Source organism: Brevibacillus sp. YAE8, assembly GCF_057543335.1.
The window spans coordinates 31196-50481 of record NZ_BAAIYG010000018.1 but is presented as its reverse complement, the minus strand read 5'-3'; the positions used below and the strand labels follow the sequence as shown (position 1 = coordinate 50481).

Sequence of the window (19286 nt, the reverse complement as noted above, 5' to 3'; positions counted from 1 at the left end):
TCCTTAGTTCGCGTGATTCACGTTCATTCTGACGGTCGTTCCGACTGCTTCCCCTGTGCACACGCCGAGCAGATCCTCGGCCGTCCCCCGGCAAATGACCACCTGGTCCACTCCCTGGCCGAGCGCGTCCAGCGCGGCCTGAACCTTCGGAATCATTCCGCCCGTGATGATCTCGGACTGGATCATGTCCTGAATCTCCTCTGCGCTCGTTTGCGCAACGACTGCCTTCGTGCCGTCTGCTTGCGGGCGCAGAATGCCGGGAACGTCCGTGACCATGATGAGCTTTTCCGCCGCGAGTGCCGCTGCAATCGCTCCTGCGGCCACATCGGCATTGATGTTGTACGTATTCGCCCCATCCTCGCTTATGGAAAGCGGCGCGATCACCGGGACGTAGCCTTGCGCCAGAATCGCTTGCGGTATCGCCGTATTTGCTTTCGTAATTTCCCCTACCCAGCCAAGCGGCTTCGCCGTTTTCTGCGCGATCAGCGTCTGACCGTCAATTCCGCTCACGCCCCATGCCTTGGCGCCTGCCTGCGTCAGCCGTCTCACCAGCACCTTGTTGATGCTGCCGCACAAAACCATTTCCACGACGCGCAGCGTATCTTCGCAAGTCACGCGCAGCCCGTCGACAAACTGCGGAGTAATCTGAACGCGGTCGAGCATGCCGTTAATCGCCGGTCCGCCTCCGTGCACGATGACGATCTGCCTGCCTTCCTGCTGCAGCTTCGCGATCGCCTGAAAAAAAGAATCCGGCAACTGATCCATCGTGCTTCCGCCGCACTTGATGACTACTATCCCCTGCATCGCTTCTCCTCCTCTACGGATATACCGGAACGAGCGGCAGCCCCGTTTTCTCCGGCAGTCCGTACATGACGTTCATGTTTTGCACAGCTTGGCCTGCTGCGCCCTTCATCATGTTGTCGATCACCGACAGCAAAACAACGCGGCCAGTGCGCTGATCCACATGAATCGCAATGTCGCAGTAATTCGAACCGTAAACCTCTTTTGTATGCGGATGGCTTCCGGCTGGGCGCACACGGACAAACGGCTTGTCGGCATAAGTCGCTTCATACAGCTCCTGAATTTGCGCCTGCGTCACCTCTGCGGACAACTGTCCGTAAGCAGTGACCAAAATCCCGCGCGTCATCGGCACCAGATGCGGCGTAAACTGGACGACCGTCTCCACGCCGCTCTGCTTTTGCAACTCCTGCTCAATCTCTGGCGTATGCTGATGGCTTCCCACCTTGTATGCGTGAATGCTTTCATTGATTTCGCTGTAATGCACGCCAAGCGATACGCCGCGTCCCGCTCCGGACACGCCCGACTTGGCGTCGACGATCCAACTGTTCGGTTGCACCCATCCGCTTTTCAGCAAAGGGATCAAGGCAAGCAAGGTCGCTGTCGGATAGCAGCCCGGATTGGCAATGAGGCTGGCGCCTGCCACCTGCTCCTGATTCCATTCCGTCAGGCCATAAACCGCCTGTTCGACAAAGTTGGCGGGCGCAGGCTCTTTTTTGTACCACGCCTTGTACACCTCGCCTTTTTCCAGGCGAAAATCGCCGGACAGATCAATGACCTTCACGCCGTTTGCTACCAGTTGCGGAGACAACCCGGCACTTACGCCAGCAGGCGTCGCGAGAAAAATCAGATCATTTGCGGCGCTCATGCTGTCAGCGTCAATCGGCAAAAGCTTTGGCAGTCCCAGTCCCGCTACGTGAGGAAAGGTTTTCTCCAGCCCCTCTCCATCTGCTGAACTTGAATAAACATTCGCTATTTCAACCTGAGGGTGGCCAGCCAGCAGACGGATCAACTCCGCACCGCCGTACCCGGTTGCCCCAACGATTCCGACCCGAACCATGCACCTCTCCCCTTCTTCCCATCATTCGTTTGTATTTTTATACATGAATAATAATAAAAATTCAAACGGAATACAACTAGCAAATCTGTTTCTGCTTCATTTGGCAAAGCGGGAAGTCGCTAGCAAAGGGCCCTTTTATACAAAAAAACGCCCGGGTTCCATACCCGAGCGTCTTTTGTCCAACTCACCTTTATTTTTTGTCGGCCAGCCAAGCAGCGATGTTTTCCGCGTCTGTCCCTTTTACCAGGCCAGGCGGCATCGAACCTTTTCCGTTATTCAGCACTTCCAAAATCTGCTCCTTGCTCAGTTGGCCGCCAATTTTTTGCAAATTCGGCCCGACAGCACCTTCCAGCGATTGTCCATGACAGCCTGCACAGGTGTTTTTAAACAACGCCTCTGCCGTAGCCGCGTCATAGCTGCCAGATGGAGCGGTTGTCGAAGGTGTCTCCGTAGCCGGCTTTTCAGCAGGGGGCTGGGTCTGCTGATTGCCGCCGCCACAGGCGCTGAGCGAGAATGCGAGTACAGCCGCAACCGTAAACAGTGGGATGCGTTTCAAAGCGGTTCCCTCCTTGTTGTAGAAATTCTTCGCTCAGTATGCCTCCGCAGCGGGCTATTCATTCCTGTGGCCCTGCGAATTTTAGGTCAAGGGCAGCTCAAGCGGATTCCACTCCCGCAGTTCCAGTGTCCGTGCGCCTTCCACCACAACCGGATCGCCTTCCGCCAGCTTGCGCGCTTCCTCCAGGGACGCGGCCTTGTAGATGACCATGCCTCCCTGCTTGTCCGTGAACGGACCTGCCATAAACACTTTATCTTGCTTGTACAAATCGTTGATATACTCTAAATGAGCCGGTCTGATTTTCGCGTTCAATTCCTGATCGACAATCGGCAACAAAGCGACATACAACATGTGTGCGTCCTCTCCTTATTTTGCGTATTTGTTTGCAGTATAACATATTTGCCAATCGGGACTTTGGCACAGGTAGGATTTTTCCGATCTACAGCGAACGTTTGAAATGAAGCAAGAAGCGACAGAAAGGTGGTCACGTATGGGTACGCAGTTGCAGTTATACACTTCTCTCTTCCAGAATAACCCCGATGCTGTTTACATTATCGACATGCATGGCAACCTTACTGGCGTCAACGCCGCAGCCGAGCAATTACTGGGCTATGCAGCTTCCGAGCTGTTGCGCATGATCTGAACGGCCACATTACATACGCTTCGCCCTCGATCCAATCCGTGCTCGGCTTGCCAGCCTCTCATATTTTGCTCCGGCATTTTTCCATCCTGATTCAGCCTGAGCAGAGAGAGGCTGCCAGACGTGACTTTTTGCAGATGATTGTGGAAAAAACACCTTTGGACGCTGAATACATCTACCCTCACCCGGACGGCCGCATGCTTCTGTTCGAGTTCAAAGGAACGCTCGACATCGGAGCAGATGGCGAAGTGAAAAATACAGTGATCGTCGCCCGCGACATTATAGAACGGCGCCATTCCGAGGAGCTGCTGCGCTACTCGGACAAGCTCTCCGCCCTTGGCGAGCTGGCGGCAGGGATCGCGCATGAAATCCGCAATCCGCAATCCGCTCACCTCGCTGAAAGGGTTTCTCCAGCTCATGGAGAGCGAGCCGATTACCAACCGTCATTACTTGCAAATTACGCTTTCCGAAATTGAACGAATTTCCCACGGCTACTTCGCTTATTTCTTGCGAGGAATACCAGATCAAGCAAGTGTTTATCAACATCATAAAAAACGGCATGGAAGCCATGCCGTCAGGTGAGATTCTCACGATCGCGGTAGTCGAGAACGATCAGAACGTCCTCATTCGGGTATCCGATCAAGGCGACGGGATACCCGAGGAGCTGCTTCCGCGATTGGGAGAGCTATTTTACAGTACAAAAGAAACCGGAACAGGTCTGGGGCTATTGGTTAGCTCCAAAATCATTCGCGACCACGGCGGCTCGCTCGACATCACGAGCGAGCTTGGCGAGGGCACGACGGTCGTCATTTCTTTGCAAAAGCAAAAGCCTTGCAGCAGAGAGGGGCTGTAAACAGCTCTAGCGTTTGATCTGCGCGCGCAGATACGCGTCGATGAAGACGTCGATCTCGCCATCCATCACTGCCTGAACGTTTCCTACCTCCATGTTGGTCCGGTGATCCTTCACCAGACTGTACGGGTGGAAGACGTAGGAACGGATTTGGCTTCCCCAGGCGATATCTTTTTGTTCACCCTGGATGGCAGCCAATGTTTTTTCCTGTTCCTCCCGCTTTTTCTCGAACAGCCGAGCCGTCAGCATTTTCATGGCTCGCTCCCGGTTTTTAATTTGCGAGCGCTCGGTTTGGCATGTAACCACAATGCCCGTCGGCAAGTGGGTAATCCGGACAGCGGAGTCGGTCGTGTTGATATGCTGACCACCCGCACCGCTGGAACGGTAGGTGTCGATCTTGAGGTCTTCCGTGCGGATGTCTACGGCATTGTCGTCCTCGATTTCGGGGAGAACGTTGCAGGATACAAAAGATGTATGACGGCGCCCGGACGCGTCGAATGGAGAAATGCGCACGAGGCGGTGCACGCCTTTTTCCGATTTCAGATATCCGTAGGCGTTGTACCCTTTAATCAGGAGGGTCACGCTTTTTACGCCTGCTTCATCCCCGGGCAAATAGTCCAAGGTCTCGACTTTAAAGCCTTTGGCATCCCCCCATCGTGTGTACATTCGCAAGAGCATGGAAGCCCAGTCCTGTGATTCGGTTCCACCCGCTCCCGGATGCAGCTCCAGAATCGCATTGTTTTTGTCGTACTGATCGCTCAAAAGCAGCTCCAGCTCGAAGCGTTCAAACGACTTTTTCAGCTCCTGGGTACTGTCATACAAGTCCTGGATGAGCGACGAGTCACCTTCTTCGATGACCAGCTCCAGCATCAACTGGAGGTCTTCGTACTGGGAATCCAGCTTGCTCATCGTTTCGACGAGACTTTTGATGGCGTTCAGCTCGCTGATTGTTTTCTGCGCAGCCTCGTTGTCATCCCAGAAGTCCGGAGCCAGCATGCGCTCTTCCAGCTCGCCGATCCGCTCCTGTTTTACAGGGAGGTCAAAGAGACCCCCTGATATCCGCTAAACGTTTAGCCATACTGGACATCTCTTGTTTGACGTCCGCAATATCGATCAATGCCATTTTTGCGAGTCACCTTCTCTTTACGTAAGCTAAGTTTATTGTAACGTAATTCGCCAGATCCGCAAACCTGGCAACCTGCCGTGCGTAAAAAGCGTGATTCGCCGCTTGCCTGGCATCTGTCCTGCCTATGTAGCGCCTATGTAGCCATTGGCGGTGATGGCGAGGATCTCAAGTCTCGGATTTCATGTGGTTGTTTGCTCTCCGTCTGCGGCGCCGCAACCACGGACAGATGCGACTGGCGAATCCGCGCCTCACGCTTGCGGATGTTTTGCTTCATTCGCGCTTGCCTGAGCCTCCGCTCCCCTGCAGCCGCCGGACTTTGCTGCGGCTGATCCAGCATGCCTTTCGGCGAGATCAGCACGCCTGGCGTCCAGTTCGGCTCCGGTATCTCCGTTTTCAGTCGTTCTTCATAGAAGACAGGGTCTTCGGCTGTGAATACTTTAGGCTCCTCCCCTCTTTCTTCTTTGGTAATCCATTTTACTTTTTTATGCTCCGCTGCCGCTTTCAGTACAGCTTTCAATGTCTTCCCGATTCTCTCCATCATGTTTTTGGTTTGTATGCCCATCACGTTGACTGACGCTTTCATTGTTCATTCCCCCGTCCCCGTGTATTTGGTAAAAAGTGTTGTACTTATGATTCTATGGATTTTTCCGAACATTTCCACCTGAATCGTTCGATGACTTTTACCAGTGTTAGACAAATAGACCGACCATAACAGACGAGGAAGAACAGATCGGGACGAATACTGTCTAGGCGTCAGGAAACAGTAAGAAAATCTCTTGGGCAGGTCTACACAAACGGCGCAACCGCGCTGCAACGGAGCATCTGCTGTCGATTGGAAAAGAAAAAGCATCCCTCCCGCAGCGAAATGGCCGCTGTGCAGAGGAATGCTTTGATTGCTGGCTAATGTAGGCTATGCCTTACTGTTTTTTGTTTTGGCGACGGCGCTCCTGCTCCTGGGCACGGCGCTGCGCGCGGTTTTTCGGGTCGGCATCGCCAGACGTCTCAGGGTCCGGACGGTCGGATGGGCCTGACGTCTGCAGTTGGTTCGGGTCGATGCCCTGGCCGCGGATGACATCCTGGCGCTCCAGGTTTTGGCTCACCTCGGCCTTCATGATGTACATGGCCACCTCTTCCTGTACGGAAGCCAGCATCGCTTGATACATCTCGTAGCCTTCGAACTGGTACTCGCGCAGCGGATCGTTTTGCGCGTAAGCACGCAGGTGAATCCCTTGGCGCAGTTGATCCATCGCGTCGATGTGATCCATCCATTTGCTGTCGACAGCGCGCAGAATGACCACTTTTTCGAACTCGCGCATCATCTCGCCGATTTGAGCTTCGCGCTCTTTGTACTGTTTGACGACTTCGGCTTTCAGCAACTCGACGATTTCCTCTGCTTCCTTGCCTTTCAGCATGGAGACGGTAATGGTTTCATCGTGCAGGAAGCCGTTGTTCGCCGCATCGGCCAATGCTTGCAGGTCCCAATCCTCCGGTACCTCTTCTTTTGGGCAATGCTGCTCGACAGCACGCTCCAGCACGCTGTAAATCATGTTGAGCGCAACATCGCTGAGGTTTTCTTGCTCCAGGATGTCTTTGCGCTGTTTGTAAACGACGAGGCGCTGCTGGTTCATCACGTCGTCGTACTGGAGTACGCCTTTCCGTGCATCGAAGTTGGATCCTTCGACACGTTTTTGCGCAGATTCTACCGCACGGGTAACCAGACGGCTCTCGATCGGCATGTCTTCTTCCATGCCCAGACGATCCATCATGTTCATGATATTGTCGGCACCAAAGCGGCGCATCAGCTCATCCTGCATCGACAGGAAGAACTGGGAGGAACCCGGGTCCCCTTGACGCCCGGCACGACCGCGCAACTGGTTGTCGATCCGGCGGCTCTCGTGACGCTCTGTACCGATAATGTGCAGGCCGCCCAATTCCGCTACGCCTTCGCCCAACTGGATGTCCGTACCGCGACCGGCCATGTTGGTAGCAATCGTCACCGCACCGTATTGACCTGCGCGCGCGACGATTTCCGCCTCGCGCTCGTGATGCTTCGCATTCAACACGCTGTGCGGAACGCCTTTTTGCTTCAGCATGTGCGACAGCCGCTCCGAGTTTTCAATGGAAATCGTACCGACGAGAATCGGCTGGCCTTTTTTATGACGTTCGACGATGTCGTTCACAACCGCACGGTACTTGGCAGCTTCGGTTTTGAAAACCAGGTCCGGCAAGTCTTGGCGAATGACCGGCTTGTTCGTTGGAATGACGACAACGTCCAGACCGTAAATCTTTTTGAACTCTTCTTCCTCTGTTTTCGCCGTCCCGGTCATACCGGCAAGCTTTTCATACATACGGAAGTAGTTTTGCAAGGTGATCGTAGCGAGCGTCATGCTCTCGCTCTGCACGCGCAGACCTTCCTTGGCTTCAATCGCCTGATGCAAACCGTCGCTGTACCGGCGTCCCACCATCAGACGGCCCGTGAACTCGTCGACGATCACAACCTCGCCCTCTTGCACCACGTAGTCTACGTCGCGCTTGAACAGGACCTGGGCTTTCAATGCCGCTGTAATGTGGTGGTTCAAGGTGATGTGTGCCGTATCGTACAGGTTGTCGATGTTGAAGGCTTTCTCGACCTTGCCCACACCTTCGTCTGTCAGGTTGACGATCTTCAGCTTTTCGTCAATCGTAAAGTCTTTTTCCGGCTCCAGCCGCTTCACAAAGTGCGAGCAGATGTAGTAGAGCTCTGTCGATTTGTTTGCCGATCCGGAAATAATCAGCGGCGTCCGCGCCTCGTCGATCAGGATGCTGTCCACCTCGTCGATGATGGCGAAAAAGAGCGGGCGCTGCACCATCTGTTCCTTGTACAGAACCATGTTGTCGCGCAAATAGTCAAAGCCGAACTCGTTGTTCGTACCATACGTAATGTCACAAGCATAAGCGGCCCGCTTTTCTTCCGGGCTCAGTCCGTTTTTGTTCAGGCCGACTGTCAGACCGAGGAAGTTGTACAGTTGGCCCATGATCCGCGAGTCGCGCTCTGCCAAGTATTCGTTCACTGTTACGACGTGAACGCCTTTGCCAAGTAGAGCGTTGAGGTAGGTCGCCAAGGTCGCCACCAAGGTTTTCCCCTCACCGGTTTTCATTTCGGAAATGCGGCCTTCCTGCAGCACCATACCACCGATCAACTGGACATCGAAGTGGCGCATGCCCAAAACCCGCTTCGATGCTTCGCGCACAACGGCAAATGCTTCGTTCAAAATTTTGTCCAACTGCTCCCCTTGGGCCAGCCGGGCTTTGAACTCTGCGGTCTTCTCCCGCAGTTGCTCGTCGGAAAGCGCTGCTATGCTTGGTTCGAGCGCGTTGATCGCTTCCACGCGCTTAAACATCTTTTTCACTTCACGTTCATTGCTGTCGCCAAATATCTTTTTAACGAGTCCTAACATGAGGACACCCCTTCCATATGCTTCCGGACAAAAATATCGCACCACCTGGCGCGCCAGAAAAAAGGATACCGATTCTACGAAAATAATACTTTCTAAAAAGCTATTTTAACAAATAGAAGCTCATATACACAAGTAAAGGGAGTTGCCAAAAGCAACTCCCTAGTCTTATACGAGTAAAGAAATGTAAAGTTTCGTTATTTCGGTTCAATCAAACCATAGCGTCCGTCGTTGCGGCGGTACACCACGCTGACGTCGTTGGTATCGCTGTTTTGGAAAACGAAGAAGCTGTGTCCCAGCATATCCATCTGCATGACGGCTTCCTGCGCATCCATCGGTTTCAGGTCAAAACGCTTCGTTCTGACAATATCAATGTCAACATCTTCCTCATCGACATCTGGTATCATCACAGCTACTGGCTGACTATCGCGCTGTCCGACTTTCGCAGCGGAATCAACCCGCAGCTTGCGCATCAGTTTCGTTTTATGCTTGCGAACTTGACGCTCCAGCTTTTCTGCCACCAGGTCAATAGCGGCATACATATCCTCGTGCGTTTCTTCTGCTCGGATAATCACCCCGGCAAGCGGGATTGTTACCTCGATTGTGCCTTCTCCACGATGTACATGCATGGTAACTTGTACATCTGCAGGCGTAGTTTCGAAATATTTTTCGAGACGGCCGACTTTCTTTTCCACATACTCTTTCAGTGCTGCGGTGACTTGAATGTTTTCTCCACGAATATTAAATTTCATGGTTCCAACCTCCTTCCGTCTATATATAGGTATTCGGCACCCCTGTAATTAATCCTGCTCCAAGCTTAAAAAAATCTTAGTGAAATTTTTACAATCCGGCAATAATCGACAGAATTTTACCAATACTCGCTAGTTTCCCTATGTTATAATAGAGAAGGTAGTCACTCAATCTTATATCGCGGTCGTCATCGCACTGGAGGAATCCTCATGGCAGAGGTGAAACCTTCTCATTCCATTATTGGTACTACGCTCGCGCAAGACGTCTACAATGAGTACGGCCTGCTTCTTTTGCCCGCCGGGGCAGTCCTTCACCTGAGTGACATTCGACTTTTGGAGGCACACCACATTCAAGCTGTGCACGTCACTTCTGCGTCGGAAGCTCCCGAGCAGCCTTTGCCCATTCTGCATTGGAACGAGGCAGAAGCTGCCCGCGAGTACATTGCAGCAGTCAAAGAAACCGAGCACCTTTTCAAACAGATCGCTACAGGTTCTGTTCCTCCCCTGCATCAGTTCAACAGCACATTTTATCCTCTGCTGGACCAAGTGCTCCAGCGAATGGGCTTCCTCCGGTTCCTCTACATCAAGGAAGGCACGGAAAATTACACCTATCGCCATTCTCTCAATGTCGGAATCGTAGCTGCCCTGATCGGTAAAATCGTAGGACGACCCCAGGACGAAATCTACCGCTTGGGACAAGCCGGTCTCTTGCATGACGTAGGGAAGATGATGATTCCCGACGAGATTTTGTCCAAACCCGATCGCTTGAGCGATGAAGAGTACGAGATCATGAAGCTGCACACCCTCTACGGCAGCGAGCTGCTCCTGTCGATGGAGGACGCTGACGAGTGGATCGCCAGGTGCGCTCTCATGCATCACGAGCGCCTGGATGGCAGCGGCTATCCTCATGGCTGCCAAAAGGAAGACATCCCTCTGGAGTGCCAGATCATCAGCGTTGCTGACGTGTTCGACGCTATCTGCACAGACCGCGTCTACCGCCGCGGCACCTCTCCCTTTCACGCTGCCAACGTATTGAGGGAGCTGGCATGCCAAGGCCAACTGAACCCTTTGATCGTTTCGCGTTTTATCCAGTACATTATTTTGCTCTACGTCGGCTCTCAGGCGTTGCTCAGCAATGGAGACCACGTCGAAATCATTATGATTCATACCGATGAACCGATGCGTCCACTCGTTCGCCGAGGAGACGAGTTTTTGGATTTGCGCGAGCATCGCGCGCTTACCATCACCCGAATGATTAGCTAGACGTAAAAATCCCCCTGAGCCTGATGTTGGCCAGGGGGATTTGCTGTCAGCGATATGATTTACAGTTTGACGACATTGGCTGCTTGCGGCCCGCGGTCGCCTTCCACAATATCAAATTCTACAGCTTGTCCTTCTTCCAATGTCCGAAAACCATCCGACTGAATCGCGGAAAAGTGGACAAATACGTCGTCGCCACCTTCTCGCTCGATAAAACCAAAACCTTTTTCTGCGTTAAACCATTTTACTTTGCCTTGCATGAAACAGCACAACCCTTTCTCTTGTAAAAATTTGGATTACAAATCTTTGTGTGTACACCTCTAGTTTCTCCAAAATCAGAAGCTGCATTCTTCTATCTCGTTGAATATTTTTTCTCCAATCCTCTTACGACTACCCGCGACAGGAACAACGTGAGCACCAGGTACACAGCCGCCTCTGTCAAATACGGCGGGTAGCGCTCAAATGTGCTCTTCGCCACGTTCATGGCGGCGTAATTCAACTCCGGTGTCGCAATAACGGCGCAGAGGGAGGAGTCTTTTAAAAGGGCGATAAATTCGTTCCCGATGGCAGGAAGCATCCGGGTAAACGCCTGCGGCAAAATAATCAGCCGCATCGCCAGCCCCTTCGTCATCCCGAGCGAGCGTGCCGCTTCCATCTGTCCCGGATCGATCGATTGAATCCCTGCGCGAAAAATCTCGGCGATGTAGGCCGCTGCGTTGAGCGACAGCGCCACGAATCCAGAGTAGATCGCTTCCGGACTGCTCTCTCCCGGAAAAAACAGTCCCCAGATAGACGGGATGACGGCGAAGTGAATCAGCAAAATTTGCACCAGCATCGGCGTCCCCCGAAAAAGCTCCACGTAGATCGAGCATGTCCACCGCCAAAAGCGGTTCGACGACATTTTGCCCAAACTGATAAACAACCCCAAAAAGGTCCCGCAAACGGTAGCAACCGCCGTTAGTAAAATGGTATTGATAATGCCTCGGATAAACAGCTCGCGATATTCATAGATGACGCTCCAGTCCAATGGCAAGTCCTCCCTTCGTGTATGTCAGCACTGGAGTCACAAACACCGGGCACGTCCCGCGACGCACCCGGCTACTGATGACTAATTGCTGCCAAAGTACTGGTTGTAGATTTCCTGGAGCTTGCCGTTTTCCTTGATTTTCTTCAAGCCGTCGTTGATTTTGTTCAGCGCGTCCGTGTTGCCCTTTTTCACCATGATTCCGTAGTATTCTTTTTCAAACGAGTCGTCTTTTATCAGCTTGAACTTCTTGTCTTTGATTTTATTTACGTAATATTGCAGCACGCCATTATCCCCGACAACTGCATCGACACGGCCATTGAAGAAATCGTCCACGGACGAAGGCATGTCGTCATAGCCCATCAAGCCTTGATACGTATCGCCAAACGCCTTTTTGACCACTTCTTCCCCTGTAGTCGCAGCCTGTACCCCGATCTTTTTGCCTTTCAGATCGGCCAGCTTGGTCACCTGAGAGTCTTCCGCTACGAGAATGAGCTGATTCGCTTCGAAGTACGAATCCGAGAAATCGTATTTTTCCTTGCGCTTGTCCGTGATCGTGATCGACGAAATCCCGATGTCCACCGTCCCTTTGTCCAATCCGTCGAACAGCGGGTCCCAGCCTGTGTTTTTCCACTCGATCTTGAATCCTCCCGCTTCTGCGATCGCATTCATCACGTCAATGTCATGGCCGCTGATTTTGTCGGCCTCCAGCATCTGGAACGGCGGATAAGCTGCATCTGTTCCTACCACGTACACTTTTTCACCCGAGCCGGAGCCTGACCCTGAGCCGCTCGCGCCAGTTCCGCTTCCCGAGCTTTGCTGGCCACCCGATCCACAGGCTGAGACCAAAAGCCCCACGCCTACGACCAGCACAAGAGACTTGAACCACTTTTTCCCGATACGCATTAAAAATCCCCCTTGTTTCTCTCTGTGTATGCTTACTTTTCCCCAGCACTGTCCACATGGAAATCATGTGTTTTTTGCGTTCCCCACAAAGTTATCCACATTATCCACATGACGTTGTGCACAAGCTGTGTATAACTATTTTCCTGCGCGTTCTGCGGCTCTGGTACTATGGTTACGGAGTCGAGTTTTGGTATAGAACTGGAATTAGCAGCAAAAAGGCAGGATTCGTATACACCGGATATACTTCTATCCTGTATATAAAAATCCTGCCTGAAAACGATTTATTTATCTGAAAAATACGAATTATTCTTTTTCCGCCAAAATAATAACCTCTACCCGGCGGTTGCGCGCGCGGTTCTCTTCGTTCGAATTGTCCACGAGTGGCCTGTATTCTCCCAATCCTGCCACCGTAAAGCGCGACGCCGGCAAGGAATATGCATCAACCATTTCCCGCATCACCGCAATAGCGCGGGCAGAGGACAGCTCCCAGTTGGACTTGTATGCGCTGCGCGAGATCGGCACGTCGTCTGTGTAGCCTTCGATCCTCACTTTGTACTCGTAGCGCTGCAACACACGTGCTACAGTGCCTACGACCTCTTTCCCCTGCTCCTGGAGATCAGCAGAGCCACTGGCGAACAAAATTTTCTCCGGAAGGCGGATGCGCAATCCCTCTTCGGTCTCCTCGTAGTCCAGATTCAGCTCGGCCAAAGCGGACGAGAGCTGGTTGTGCACCGTCTCCATATCGCGCTCACCCGTGTCCGGCATGCCGACAGGCGGCTTTGGCACGCTCTTTTGCGCCTGCTCTTGCTCCTGTGTGCCTTTTTCATCCACGGTGCCTGTGAGCGCCTTTTTTTGCCCCTCCAGTTGATGAATCTCGCGTTCCAGCTCCAGCTTTTGCAAATTCAACAGATCGAGGCTCTCATGCACCTGCTTCAGATTGGCCTGCTGTTCAGCTTGCTCCTTTTTGGCGGCTTCGCGCTGGGTCTGAATCTTCGTCATTTGCGTCGCCGCGATGATAATGACGATGACGAACAGCAGCGTAATCAAGTCGCTGTAGCTGATGAGCCAGCTTTTCTCCAGCTCTTTCTCATCGTACAACCGATCGTCATGCATAGCGATCCTGCCTTTCAATCGTGCCCTTCATGCTGCCAGGCTCTTTGACGAGCACCAGCTTCTGGTCGCCTGGCAAAAACGAGTTGAGCTTTTCAAACAACAGGCGCGGCGTCTCCATCCGCTGCAAACCGACGCAGCCCTCGATATACAGCCGTTTTTCAAACATTTCCCGGTCATACAAATCCATCATCCGGTAGTAGCACGGCAGCGCGAACAAATTGGCAAGGAGCGCGCCATAGAGCGTGGCGACAACGGCTGCGCTCAGGCTGTGACCTGTGAGCGCCATGTCTTCGAGCGACTTGAGTACCCCCGTCATCCCGAGCAGCGTCCCGACCAGCCCCATCCCTGGCGCCAGCAAGCTGATAAGCCGAAAGAAGCCTGCTGTCTGCTGGTAACGGTACTGCTCGCCCTTCAGCTCGTTCTCCAGGATCATCCGCAGCTCGTCCTCAGGCACGCCCTCGATCGCCAGCAAGCTGCCGCGCTGCACGAACGAGTCGCGCTCCTGCTGCAGCTCGCGCTCGAGCGCGATATATCCCTGTTCTTTCTGGACGAGCGCGTAGTAGTAGAAGCGCTTGATCGTCTCCTCGACGTTGCTGTCCCGCCCGTGAATCAGCAGGCGGATCATTTTTTTCAGGTCGAGGTGCTTGCGCTTGATCGCGTAGGAAACAACTACAGCGAGCGCGACCAGCTCGATGGCGGTCACGTTCAGCAGATCGGCGAGGTTGCCGTTCATGTAAACGGCGTGTATGAAAATGAGGACGACGGCTCCGATCAAGACGAGTGAGCGACGTTTTGTGGACAATGGTGTCACCTTCCTAACGTTCTTTCCTGGTAAAGCGGGTTGAGGTTTTCTATTGGTGTATCGGTTGATTTGAATTCCATTATTATAGCAGAGGTTCGCTCTGCCGATAAATGTAAAGAATGGACATGGCAGGAGAGGAGGAAATTCGATATGGATATCAGTTCCATTATGGGCGCGCAAGTAAGCCAGCTCCAGCAAACCGTAGGCCTGAGCATGCTGAAAATGGCGCAAGCTACCCAGGCAGCAGGCGCAATGGTAATGATCCAGGATTTTACCAATGCCCAAGCAACGACACAGGCTCCCCACCCTACACTCGGGAAACAGATTGATATCAGCGTGTAATTAGGCAAGAAAAAAGCGAAGAATCCCTTCTTCGCCATCGGCTTTAACCAGACCTCATCCCTTTCTTTCGGGGTGAGGTTTTTCATTGGAGAGCCTTGCTGCTTTTCCTCTGCGCTCTGTGAGCCCCTCGATCCCATGCTCCCGGTAATTTTTGACCCATCTTCTGATATAAGAGCTACTGATTAAATTCAGCTCTTTCGTCACCCGGTTGTAGCCCATTCCTTCTTCCAAGTACATGTTTACCGCTTTCAGCTTAAATTCGGTTGTGTAACTCGTAAATTTCTGGCCTTTTACAGGCATAAAAATCCCTCCTGAATCGAACAAGTACGGCTAATTGACGCACGCACCTATTCAGTCAAGAGGGAGCTTATCCAAATGTATCATGACCGTTATTTCTTGGTGTCAAAAAAAGCGCCATATGCCGGAGATCCGCTATAGCCTCCGTACTGTTTGTTAGCCGTTCGACCGCGTTGGATCTGGTTGATTTTCTCGGACAGTTCGTCCTGCTTCTCCTGCATAACCGGAAGCAAGCGCTGGTCAATCTCCAAAAATGGCGTGGCGTACTGCAGATTCCATTCTGGCGGCAGAACAAATCCCCGATCGATTGCATCAGCAATTTGCCCCAGTACCTCTTCGCGTTTGTCCAACAGCTCGAGCCATTCCTCCGGCTCTGTTTCTTCCTTCAAGACGGCTTTCTCCAAATCATGAGAATGAAGCAATAGCTGTTGAAATAGCAGCTCGACTGTCTCTTTCGTTAGTTGAAATGACATCTCCATCCGCTACCCTTGCGTTTTTGCCAAGACCATGGCTTGCTTCCATGTGTCGCGGAATTGGGTGAGAAGTCCTTCTACCTCATCCAGAATGGAGGTTTCCTTTTTGAGGTTGGCTTCAATCAGTCTTGTTTGCATATATTCGTACAACGACATCATTTGTTGGGCGATCGGGTATTTTTGATCCAACGTCACCATCAGTTCGCCCACGATGTCTTGCACGCGTTTGTTGTACTCGTTGGCTTTGTCGAATTTTTTTTCGGCAATCGCTGCTTTTGACTGCTTCAGAAATTTCAGCGCTCCGTTGTAGAGCATCAACGTCAATTCTCCTGGATTGGCTGTATTCACTGAGTTCGTTTGGTATGCCTGTAACGATTGTTGATAGGCCATCATATCCAGCTCCTTTTCGATCCTACCTGCCACTGCTGAATTGCTGAGCGAGCCAACTGCTCTGGGAGTTTGCCTTGCTCATCGCTTTTTCCATAGCGGTGAATTGGCGGTAGTAGCGCTCTTCCATGTTCTTCATGCGCAGTTCCAGAGTGCTGATGTTTTTAGTGAGAGTTTTCATTTGTCGGCCCATGGAGTAGCTGTCGGAGATGTCACCCATGGATGATGAACCGGCAATGTCTGTAATTTTAGACATGATGCCAGTCAGACTGTTGTAGAGTCTTTTGGCGATTCCCGTTTCTCGTGCCATCTGGTCTTTATCTGTGGTTGTCTCCGCCGGGTTTTTGGTGAACAAATCCATTACTTTTGTGCCGTTTTCACGAATGGCTTTGCGCAGCTTCTCTTCGTCGATGTACAGCTTCCCTTTTTCCATGTAGTTGGCATAGCTGAACTTGGCATCCGCTTTTGCTGTGCTGATCCCGATATCAGAGAGAGTGTCAAAATTTTCATCGCCCATGCCTGCTACAACCGTAGAGAAGATTTGGCGCATCTCCGTCAGCGCGGATGACAGGACAGAATCGCGAAGGAGGACACCGCTTTTTGCTTTTTCTTCCCACTTCTCAATTTGCTTCTCATCCAAAGCGCTTTTCTCTTCCTCGAGCAGAGGTTGGTAGTCTTTATAGCGAGGCTCGCTAATTTTTTTATTAATCTTGTCGATGACTTCGTTGTACTTATCAATGAAGCCTTTAATGGACTTGAAGATGGCCTCGTCGTCCTGCATAGAGTTTACGGTAAACGATTCTGCTTTTTTCAGTTCGAACTCGATGCCGTCAAAGGTAAACTTGTTGCTGCTGATCGCAGTAGTCACGCCATTAATGGTAACAGATCCATCTATACTTTTTTGACCCTGAGCTTCTTTGGTTGCCGGATCTCCTGCTGTAACGCCGCTATCAAACAGGCCAAAAACTTTCGCGTTGTCATCGTTTGTGTACTCGAGCTTGATTTTTGCATTTTCCCCAGCGGAAGTGGAAGAAAAAATCAATTTACCGTTAAAGAAAGTTGCTGCTACCCCTGTCTTGGAGGTCTGTTCATTGATTTTTTTAACAGCGCTCTCCATGGAATCGGTATCGTTGATCGTAATTTTCGTACCATTCACCGTCAGTTCGAAAGATCCGCTCAAACCCGCAGTAGATAGATTTTTCGCAGAATCGGCTGCTGCCACTGTCGTAGTCGTATCCATTCTAGCTGGCTCGGCTTCTGTAGCCAGGGTGTTTACCGTCACTTTGTAGGTAGGCAAATTAGGCATTCCTACTTGCTTGATCGAAGCCGCACCTTCATTATCTGATACGAGCTTTTTTTTCAGGTATGGACCTTGCAAACGCATGTCGCTTACTGTGTTCAGGCGGAAATCCAACAGCAGTGCGTTCATTTCGCGGTAAGCGTCGCGCTTCCATGTTTCCAATTGCTTTTTCTGCAGCATCTTGTTTAAAGGTGCGCGCTGGGCTTTCATCAATTCCTTGACCATGCTGTCCGTATCCAGTCCGGAAACGAGACCAGACAAACGAATTGGACTGACCATGTCAATCCCTCCTTCTCTATCGTTTCTCGTCAACCAACAACCCGATCATTTCTTGCATTTTGGCCGCTATGTCCATAATTTTTTTGGAAGGAACCTGGCGAATGACTTCTTTAGTCGAGTCGTTGACGATTTCCACATAATATTCTTTGAGTTGCTCGTGCAGACGAAACTGCAGATGCGTGCTTTGCGTTTGCTGCATCCATTTGTTCAGGTCGTCTACCGCTTTTCCGAGTTCTTTTTCAGAGTACTGCTGAGTGGCTGTCTCTGCCTCCGGTTTGCTTTCCTTTGCCGCTGGTACACCTGCAGACGCTGCCTGTACAGGCACTCCCGCTGCCTTCGTCCCTAATCCTGATTGACTATTGATAGATACGTCCATGTATTAACCTCCATTCCGGTTTCTCCTTATTGTATGTATCGGAAAAAATAGCGGGAGATTTAAGGAAGAAAACAATTCGGTAATGTGGTATCCTGAAAGAGAACGTACATTCCTACCGGGTAGGTGAGTGTAATTGTCGCGGATCGAATACATTAGTCAGGTCGTCAAAGAAAATTACGCATTTTTAGAAAATGAACGCATTGCCGAGAAGGCATGCATTTCCGTTCATCAGGTTCGCAGGCTCGCAACCAAAATGGGTTTGCGAAAAAACAAAGAATTTCTGGATAAAAAAAGAGAAAAAGTGAAACAGGCTCAACAAGAGTATTACCGTAAACGGATTAAGCCTCTCTCGCCATCTATTGAACAGTTGTCTATCATCTACGGCAGTCTGTTAGGTGATGGTACGTTGTCACGCGGTCCCCGAAGCCAACACTACGCCTACAAAGAACATTTCTCCGAAAAACAGCGCGCCTATCGCGAATGGAAACAAGAAAAGCTATCGACCCTCGGCTTCCATATTACAAACTCGAACCATCTCTACTCTTATTCTCACCCGTTGTTTTCAGAGCTGTATGCCTACTTCTTTCCAGATGGCGTAAAAATCATTCCTCCGAAATTGCTTGCTCAGATGACCCATCCGCTGTTTCTTGCCACCTTATACTTAGACGACGGTTCTCTTATTCTCTCTAAAAGAAAAACTCCCTCGATGCTAGTTCTCCATCCAACAATTGTAATCTACACGCAGTGCTTTACTCATGATGAGAACGAAATGTTGAAAAGCCATATCAATAATACGTTTGACACCAACTTTGTAGTTGCTTCCCGTCCAGATGGCCATGGTTTTATCCTAAAATTGAACAAAGAACATGAGGTTCAACATTTTCTCCGAATCATTCAACCTGTTACAGATGACCTTCCCAGCATGAAATACAAAACATGTTTACATGAAAGACTTAAACTCGAGCAAAGAAACAAGACAGGCTCCAATGTGCAAGTACGCCTAACCTCGTCCGAGAGAAAGCGGAACTATTCGGAAGAAGAAATAAACTGCTTACTAGAGCTTCATCAAAAAGGAATGACGTGGTCTGAAATAGCCACAGCCCTCAACAGGACATATTGGTCAGTGATTCAAAAAGCAAGAGAAATTCATCTTGCACAAAAAGAAACACCCTGATCGAAGACCAGGGTGTTTGCCGTTATTAACGGAGCAATTGCAGAACGCCTTGCGGTTGTTGGTTGGCTTGCTTTGCCACTGTACCTTTCAGTAACAGAACAGACTATATCTTCACCCTCAGCTTTACCTGTTCGGGGCTGGGCACTTCGAGCAGTTATCCTACTGCCCTACGGACTTCATCACCATGGCATTGCGCTGTAGGCGGTATGTCCTAGTCGTTGAACCTTCTCCACTCTTTCGAGACAGGAGCTTGGCTGCTGATTATCCAATCCTTTGATTTTTTCACCCGTCACGATTACCGTTTCCGATTGCGTTGTGGGATCAAAGGCTCTAGAGGAAA

Annotated in this window: 25 protein-coding genes; 7 read left to right on the top strand and 18 right to left on the bottom strand. The window is 51.2% G+C overall.

Annotated elements, in window-relative coordinates; genetic code table 11:
- Window positions 1-3 precede the first annotated feature (3 nt).
- From argB to AC27IT_RS18930, 4 genes are all read right to left on the bottom strand, one after another.
- Window positions 4-804 (bottom strand): acetylglutamate kinase, encoded by an 801-nt coding sequence (argB, locus tag AC27IT_RS18945; protein WP_122952581.1) that lies wholly within the window; start codon window positions 802-804, stop codon window positions 4-6.
- Window positions 805-817: 13 nt separating this feature from the next.
- On the bottom strand, window positions 818-1858 hold the full coding sequence (argC, locus tag AC27IT_RS18940) for an N-acetyl-gamma-glutamyl-phosphate reductase (RefSeq protein WP_007777988.1): 1041 nt from the start codon (window positions 1856-1858) through the stop codon (window positions 818-820).
- Window positions 1859-2048: 190 nt separating this feature from the next.
- Window positions 2049-2414: a cytochrome c551 gene (gene cccB / locus AC27IT_RS18935; RefSeq protein WP_026557530.1), complete on the bottom strand. Its 366-nt coding sequence runs from the start codon at window positions 2412-2414 to the stop codon at window positions 2049-2051.
- 81 nt (window positions 2415-2495) lie between these two features.
- Entirely contained in the window at window positions 2496-2765 is a 270-nt protein-coding gene (locus AC27IT_RS18930) for a YciI family protein (protein WP_005829860.1), read from the bottom strand.
- A gap of 139 nt (window positions 2766-2904) precedes the next feature.
- Here AC27IT_RS18930 and AC27IT_RS18925 point away from each other — a divergent pair, with 139 nt between their 5' ends.
- From AC27IT_RS18925 to AC27IT_RS18910, 4 genes are read left to right on the top strand one after another with little or no spacing between them, the layout of a single operon-like run.
- Complete coding sequence (locus AC27IT_RS18925) at window positions 2905-3057, top strand: PAS domain S-box protein (RefSeq protein ID WP_235694635.1); 153 nt, start codon at window positions 2905-2907, stop codon at window positions 3055-3057.
- Window positions 3058-3095: 38 nt separating this feature from the next.
- The gene (locus AC27IT_RS18920) at window positions 3096-3530 is read left to right on the top strand and encodes a PAS domain S-box protein (RefSeq protein ID WP_007777997.1); all 435 of its coding nucleotides are present in this window, start codon (window positions 3096-3098) and stop codon (window positions 3528-3530) included.
- A complete protein-coding gene (locus AC27IT_RS18915) occupies window positions 3472-3636 on the top strand; it encodes a hypothetical protein (protein WP_369750382.1) in 165 nt (54 codons plus the stop codon). Before AC27IT_RS18920 ends, AC27IT_RS18915 begins: the two co-directional genes overlap by 59 nt.
- Window positions 3614-3907 (top strand): ATP-binding protein, encoded by a 294-nt coding sequence (locus AC27IT_RS18910; protein WP_487092044.1) that lies wholly within the window; start codon window positions 3614-3616, stop codon window positions 3905-3907. The genes AC27IT_RS18915 and AC27IT_RS18910 overlap by 23 nt, the downstream gene beginning before the upstream one ends.
- A gap of 6 nt (window positions 3908-3913) precedes the next feature.
- On the opposite strand, the gene prfB is transcribed toward AC27IT_RS18910, so the two are convergent.
- The 4 genes from prfB to hpf all read right to left on the bottom strand — a co-directional run bounded on the left by prfB (window position 3914) and on the right by hpf (window position 9216).
- A protein-coding gene (prfB, locus tag AC27IT_RS18905) for a peptide chain release factor 2 (RefSeq protein WP_100228543.1) occupies window positions 3914-5027 on the bottom strand; the annotation gives its coding sequence in 2 pieces (ribosomal slippage) (window positions 3914-4945 and window positions 4947-5027; 1113 coding nt in all).
- Window positions 5028-5163: 136 nt separating this feature from the next.
- Complete coding sequence (locus AC27IT_RS18900; protein ID WP_005829851.1) at window positions 5164-5613, bottom strand: hypothetical protein; 450 nt, start codon at window positions 5611-5613, stop codon at window positions 5164-5166.
- 334 nt (window positions 5614-5947) lie between these two features.
- Complete coding sequence (gene secA, locus AC27IT_RS18895; RefSeq protein ID WP_327944337.1) at window positions 5948-8467, bottom strand: preprotein translocase subunit SecA; 2520 nt, start codon at window positions 8465-8467, stop codon at window positions 5948-5950.
- A gap of 194 nt (window positions 8468-8661) precedes the next feature.
- Window positions 8662-9216: a ribosome hibernation-promoting factor, HPF/YfiA family gene (hpf, locus tag AC27IT_RS18890; protein WP_005829846.1), complete on the bottom strand. Its 555-nt coding sequence runs from the start codon at window positions 9214-9216 to the stop codon at window positions 8662-8664.
- A 207-nt stretch (window positions 9217-9423) separates the two neighbouring features.
- Here hpf and AC27IT_RS18885 point away from each other — a divergent pair, with 207 nt between their 5' ends.
- Window positions 9424-10476: an HD-GYP domain-containing protein gene (locus AC27IT_RS18885; RefSeq protein WP_487092039.1), complete on the top strand. Its 1053-nt coding sequence runs from the start codon at window positions 9424-9426 to the stop codon at window positions 10474-10476.
- Between the two features lie 59 nt (window positions 10477-10535).
- On the opposite strand, the gene AC27IT_RS18880 is transcribed toward AC27IT_RS18885, so the two are convergent.
- The 5 genes from AC27IT_RS18880 to AC27IT_RS18860 all read right to left on the bottom strand — a co-directional run bounded on the left by AC27IT_RS18880 (window position 10536) and on the right by AC27IT_RS18860 (window position 14318).
- Complete coding sequence (locus AC27IT_RS18880; RefSeq protein WP_005829843.1) at window positions 10536-10733, bottom strand: cold shock domain-containing protein; 198 nt, start codon at window positions 10731-10733, stop codon at window positions 10536-10538.
- Window positions 10734-10825: 92 nt separating this feature from the next.
- Window positions 10826-11500: an amino acid ABC transporter permease gene (locus AC27IT_RS18875; protein ID WP_005829841.1), complete on the bottom strand. Its 675-nt coding sequence runs from the start codon at window positions 11498-11500 to the stop codon at window positions 10826-10828.
- An 81-nt stretch (window positions 11501-11581) separates the two neighbouring features.
- Window positions 11582-12403: a basic amino acid ABC transporter substrate-binding protein gene (locus tag AC27IT_RS18870; protein ID WP_007778013.1), complete on the bottom strand. Its 822-nt coding sequence runs from the start codon at window positions 12401-12403 to the stop codon at window positions 11582-11584.
- Between the two features lie 303 nt (window positions 12404-12706).
- Window positions 12707-13516 (bottom strand): OmpA family protein, encoded by an 810-nt coding sequence (locus tag AC27IT_RS18865; protein ID WP_005829838.1) that lies wholly within the window; start codon window positions 13514-13516, stop codon window positions 12707-12709.
- Window positions 13509-14318, bottom strand: a complete 810-nt coding sequence (locus AC27IT_RS18860) for a motility protein A (RefSeq protein ID WP_487092038.1) — start codon at window positions 14316-14318, stop codon at window positions 13509-13511. Before AC27IT_RS18860 ends, AC27IT_RS18865 begins: the two co-directional genes overlap by 8 nt.
- Window positions 14319-14468: 150 nt before the next feature.
- On the opposite strand from AC27IT_RS18860, the gene AC27IT_RS18855 reads away from it, so the two are divergent.
- The gene (locus tag AC27IT_RS18855) at window positions 14469-14660 is read left to right on the top strand and encodes a putative motility protein (RefSeq protein ID WP_025844255.1); all 192 of its coding nucleotides are present in this window, start codon (window positions 14469-14471) and stop codon (window positions 14658-14660) included.
- Between the two features lie 54 nt (window positions 14661-14714).
- On the opposite strand, the gene AC27IT_RS18850 is transcribed toward AC27IT_RS18855, so the two are convergent.
- From AC27IT_RS18850 to AC27IT_RS18830, 5 genes are all read right to left on the bottom strand, one after another.
- Entirely contained in the window at window positions 14715-14960 is a 246-nt protein-coding gene (locus AC27IT_RS18850; protein WP_005829832.1) for a helix-turn-helix domain-containing protein, read from the bottom strand.
- A gap of 89 nt (window positions 14961-15049) precedes the next feature.
- Window positions 15050-15430, bottom strand: a complete 381-nt coding sequence (locus AC27IT_RS18845) for a flagellar protein FliT (RefSeq protein WP_487092037.1) — start codon at window positions 15428-15430, stop codon at window positions 15050-15052.
- 9 nt (window positions 15431-15439) lie between these two features.
- The gene (gene fliS / locus AC27IT_RS18840; RefSeq protein ID WP_005829829.1) at window positions 15440-15820 is read right to left on the bottom strand and encodes a flagellar export chaperone FliS; all 381 of its coding nucleotides are present in this window, start codon (window positions 15818-15820) and stop codon (window positions 15440-15442) included.
- 22 nt (window positions 15821-15842) lie between these two features.
- Complete coding sequence (gene fliD / locus AC27IT_RS18835) at window positions 15843-17396, bottom strand: flagellar filament capping protein FliD (RefSeq protein WP_487092036.1); 1554 nt, start codon at window positions 17394-17396, stop codon at window positions 15843-15845.
- Between the two features lie 16 nt (window positions 17397-17412).
- Window positions 17413-17772 (bottom strand): flagellar protein FlaG, encoded by a 360-nt coding sequence (locus AC27IT_RS18830; protein ID WP_025844246.1) that lies wholly within the window; start codon window positions 17770-17772, stop codon window positions 17413-17415.
- 133 nt (window positions 17773-17905) lie between these two features.
- Between AC27IT_RS18830 and AC27IT_RS18825 the strand changes: the two genes are divergently transcribed.
- A complete protein-coding gene (locus AC27IT_RS18825; RefSeq protein WP_283858353.1) occupies window positions 17906-18946 on the top strand; it encodes a hypothetical protein in 1041 nt (346 codons plus the stop codon).
- Window positions 18947-19286 lie beyond the last annotated feature (340 nt).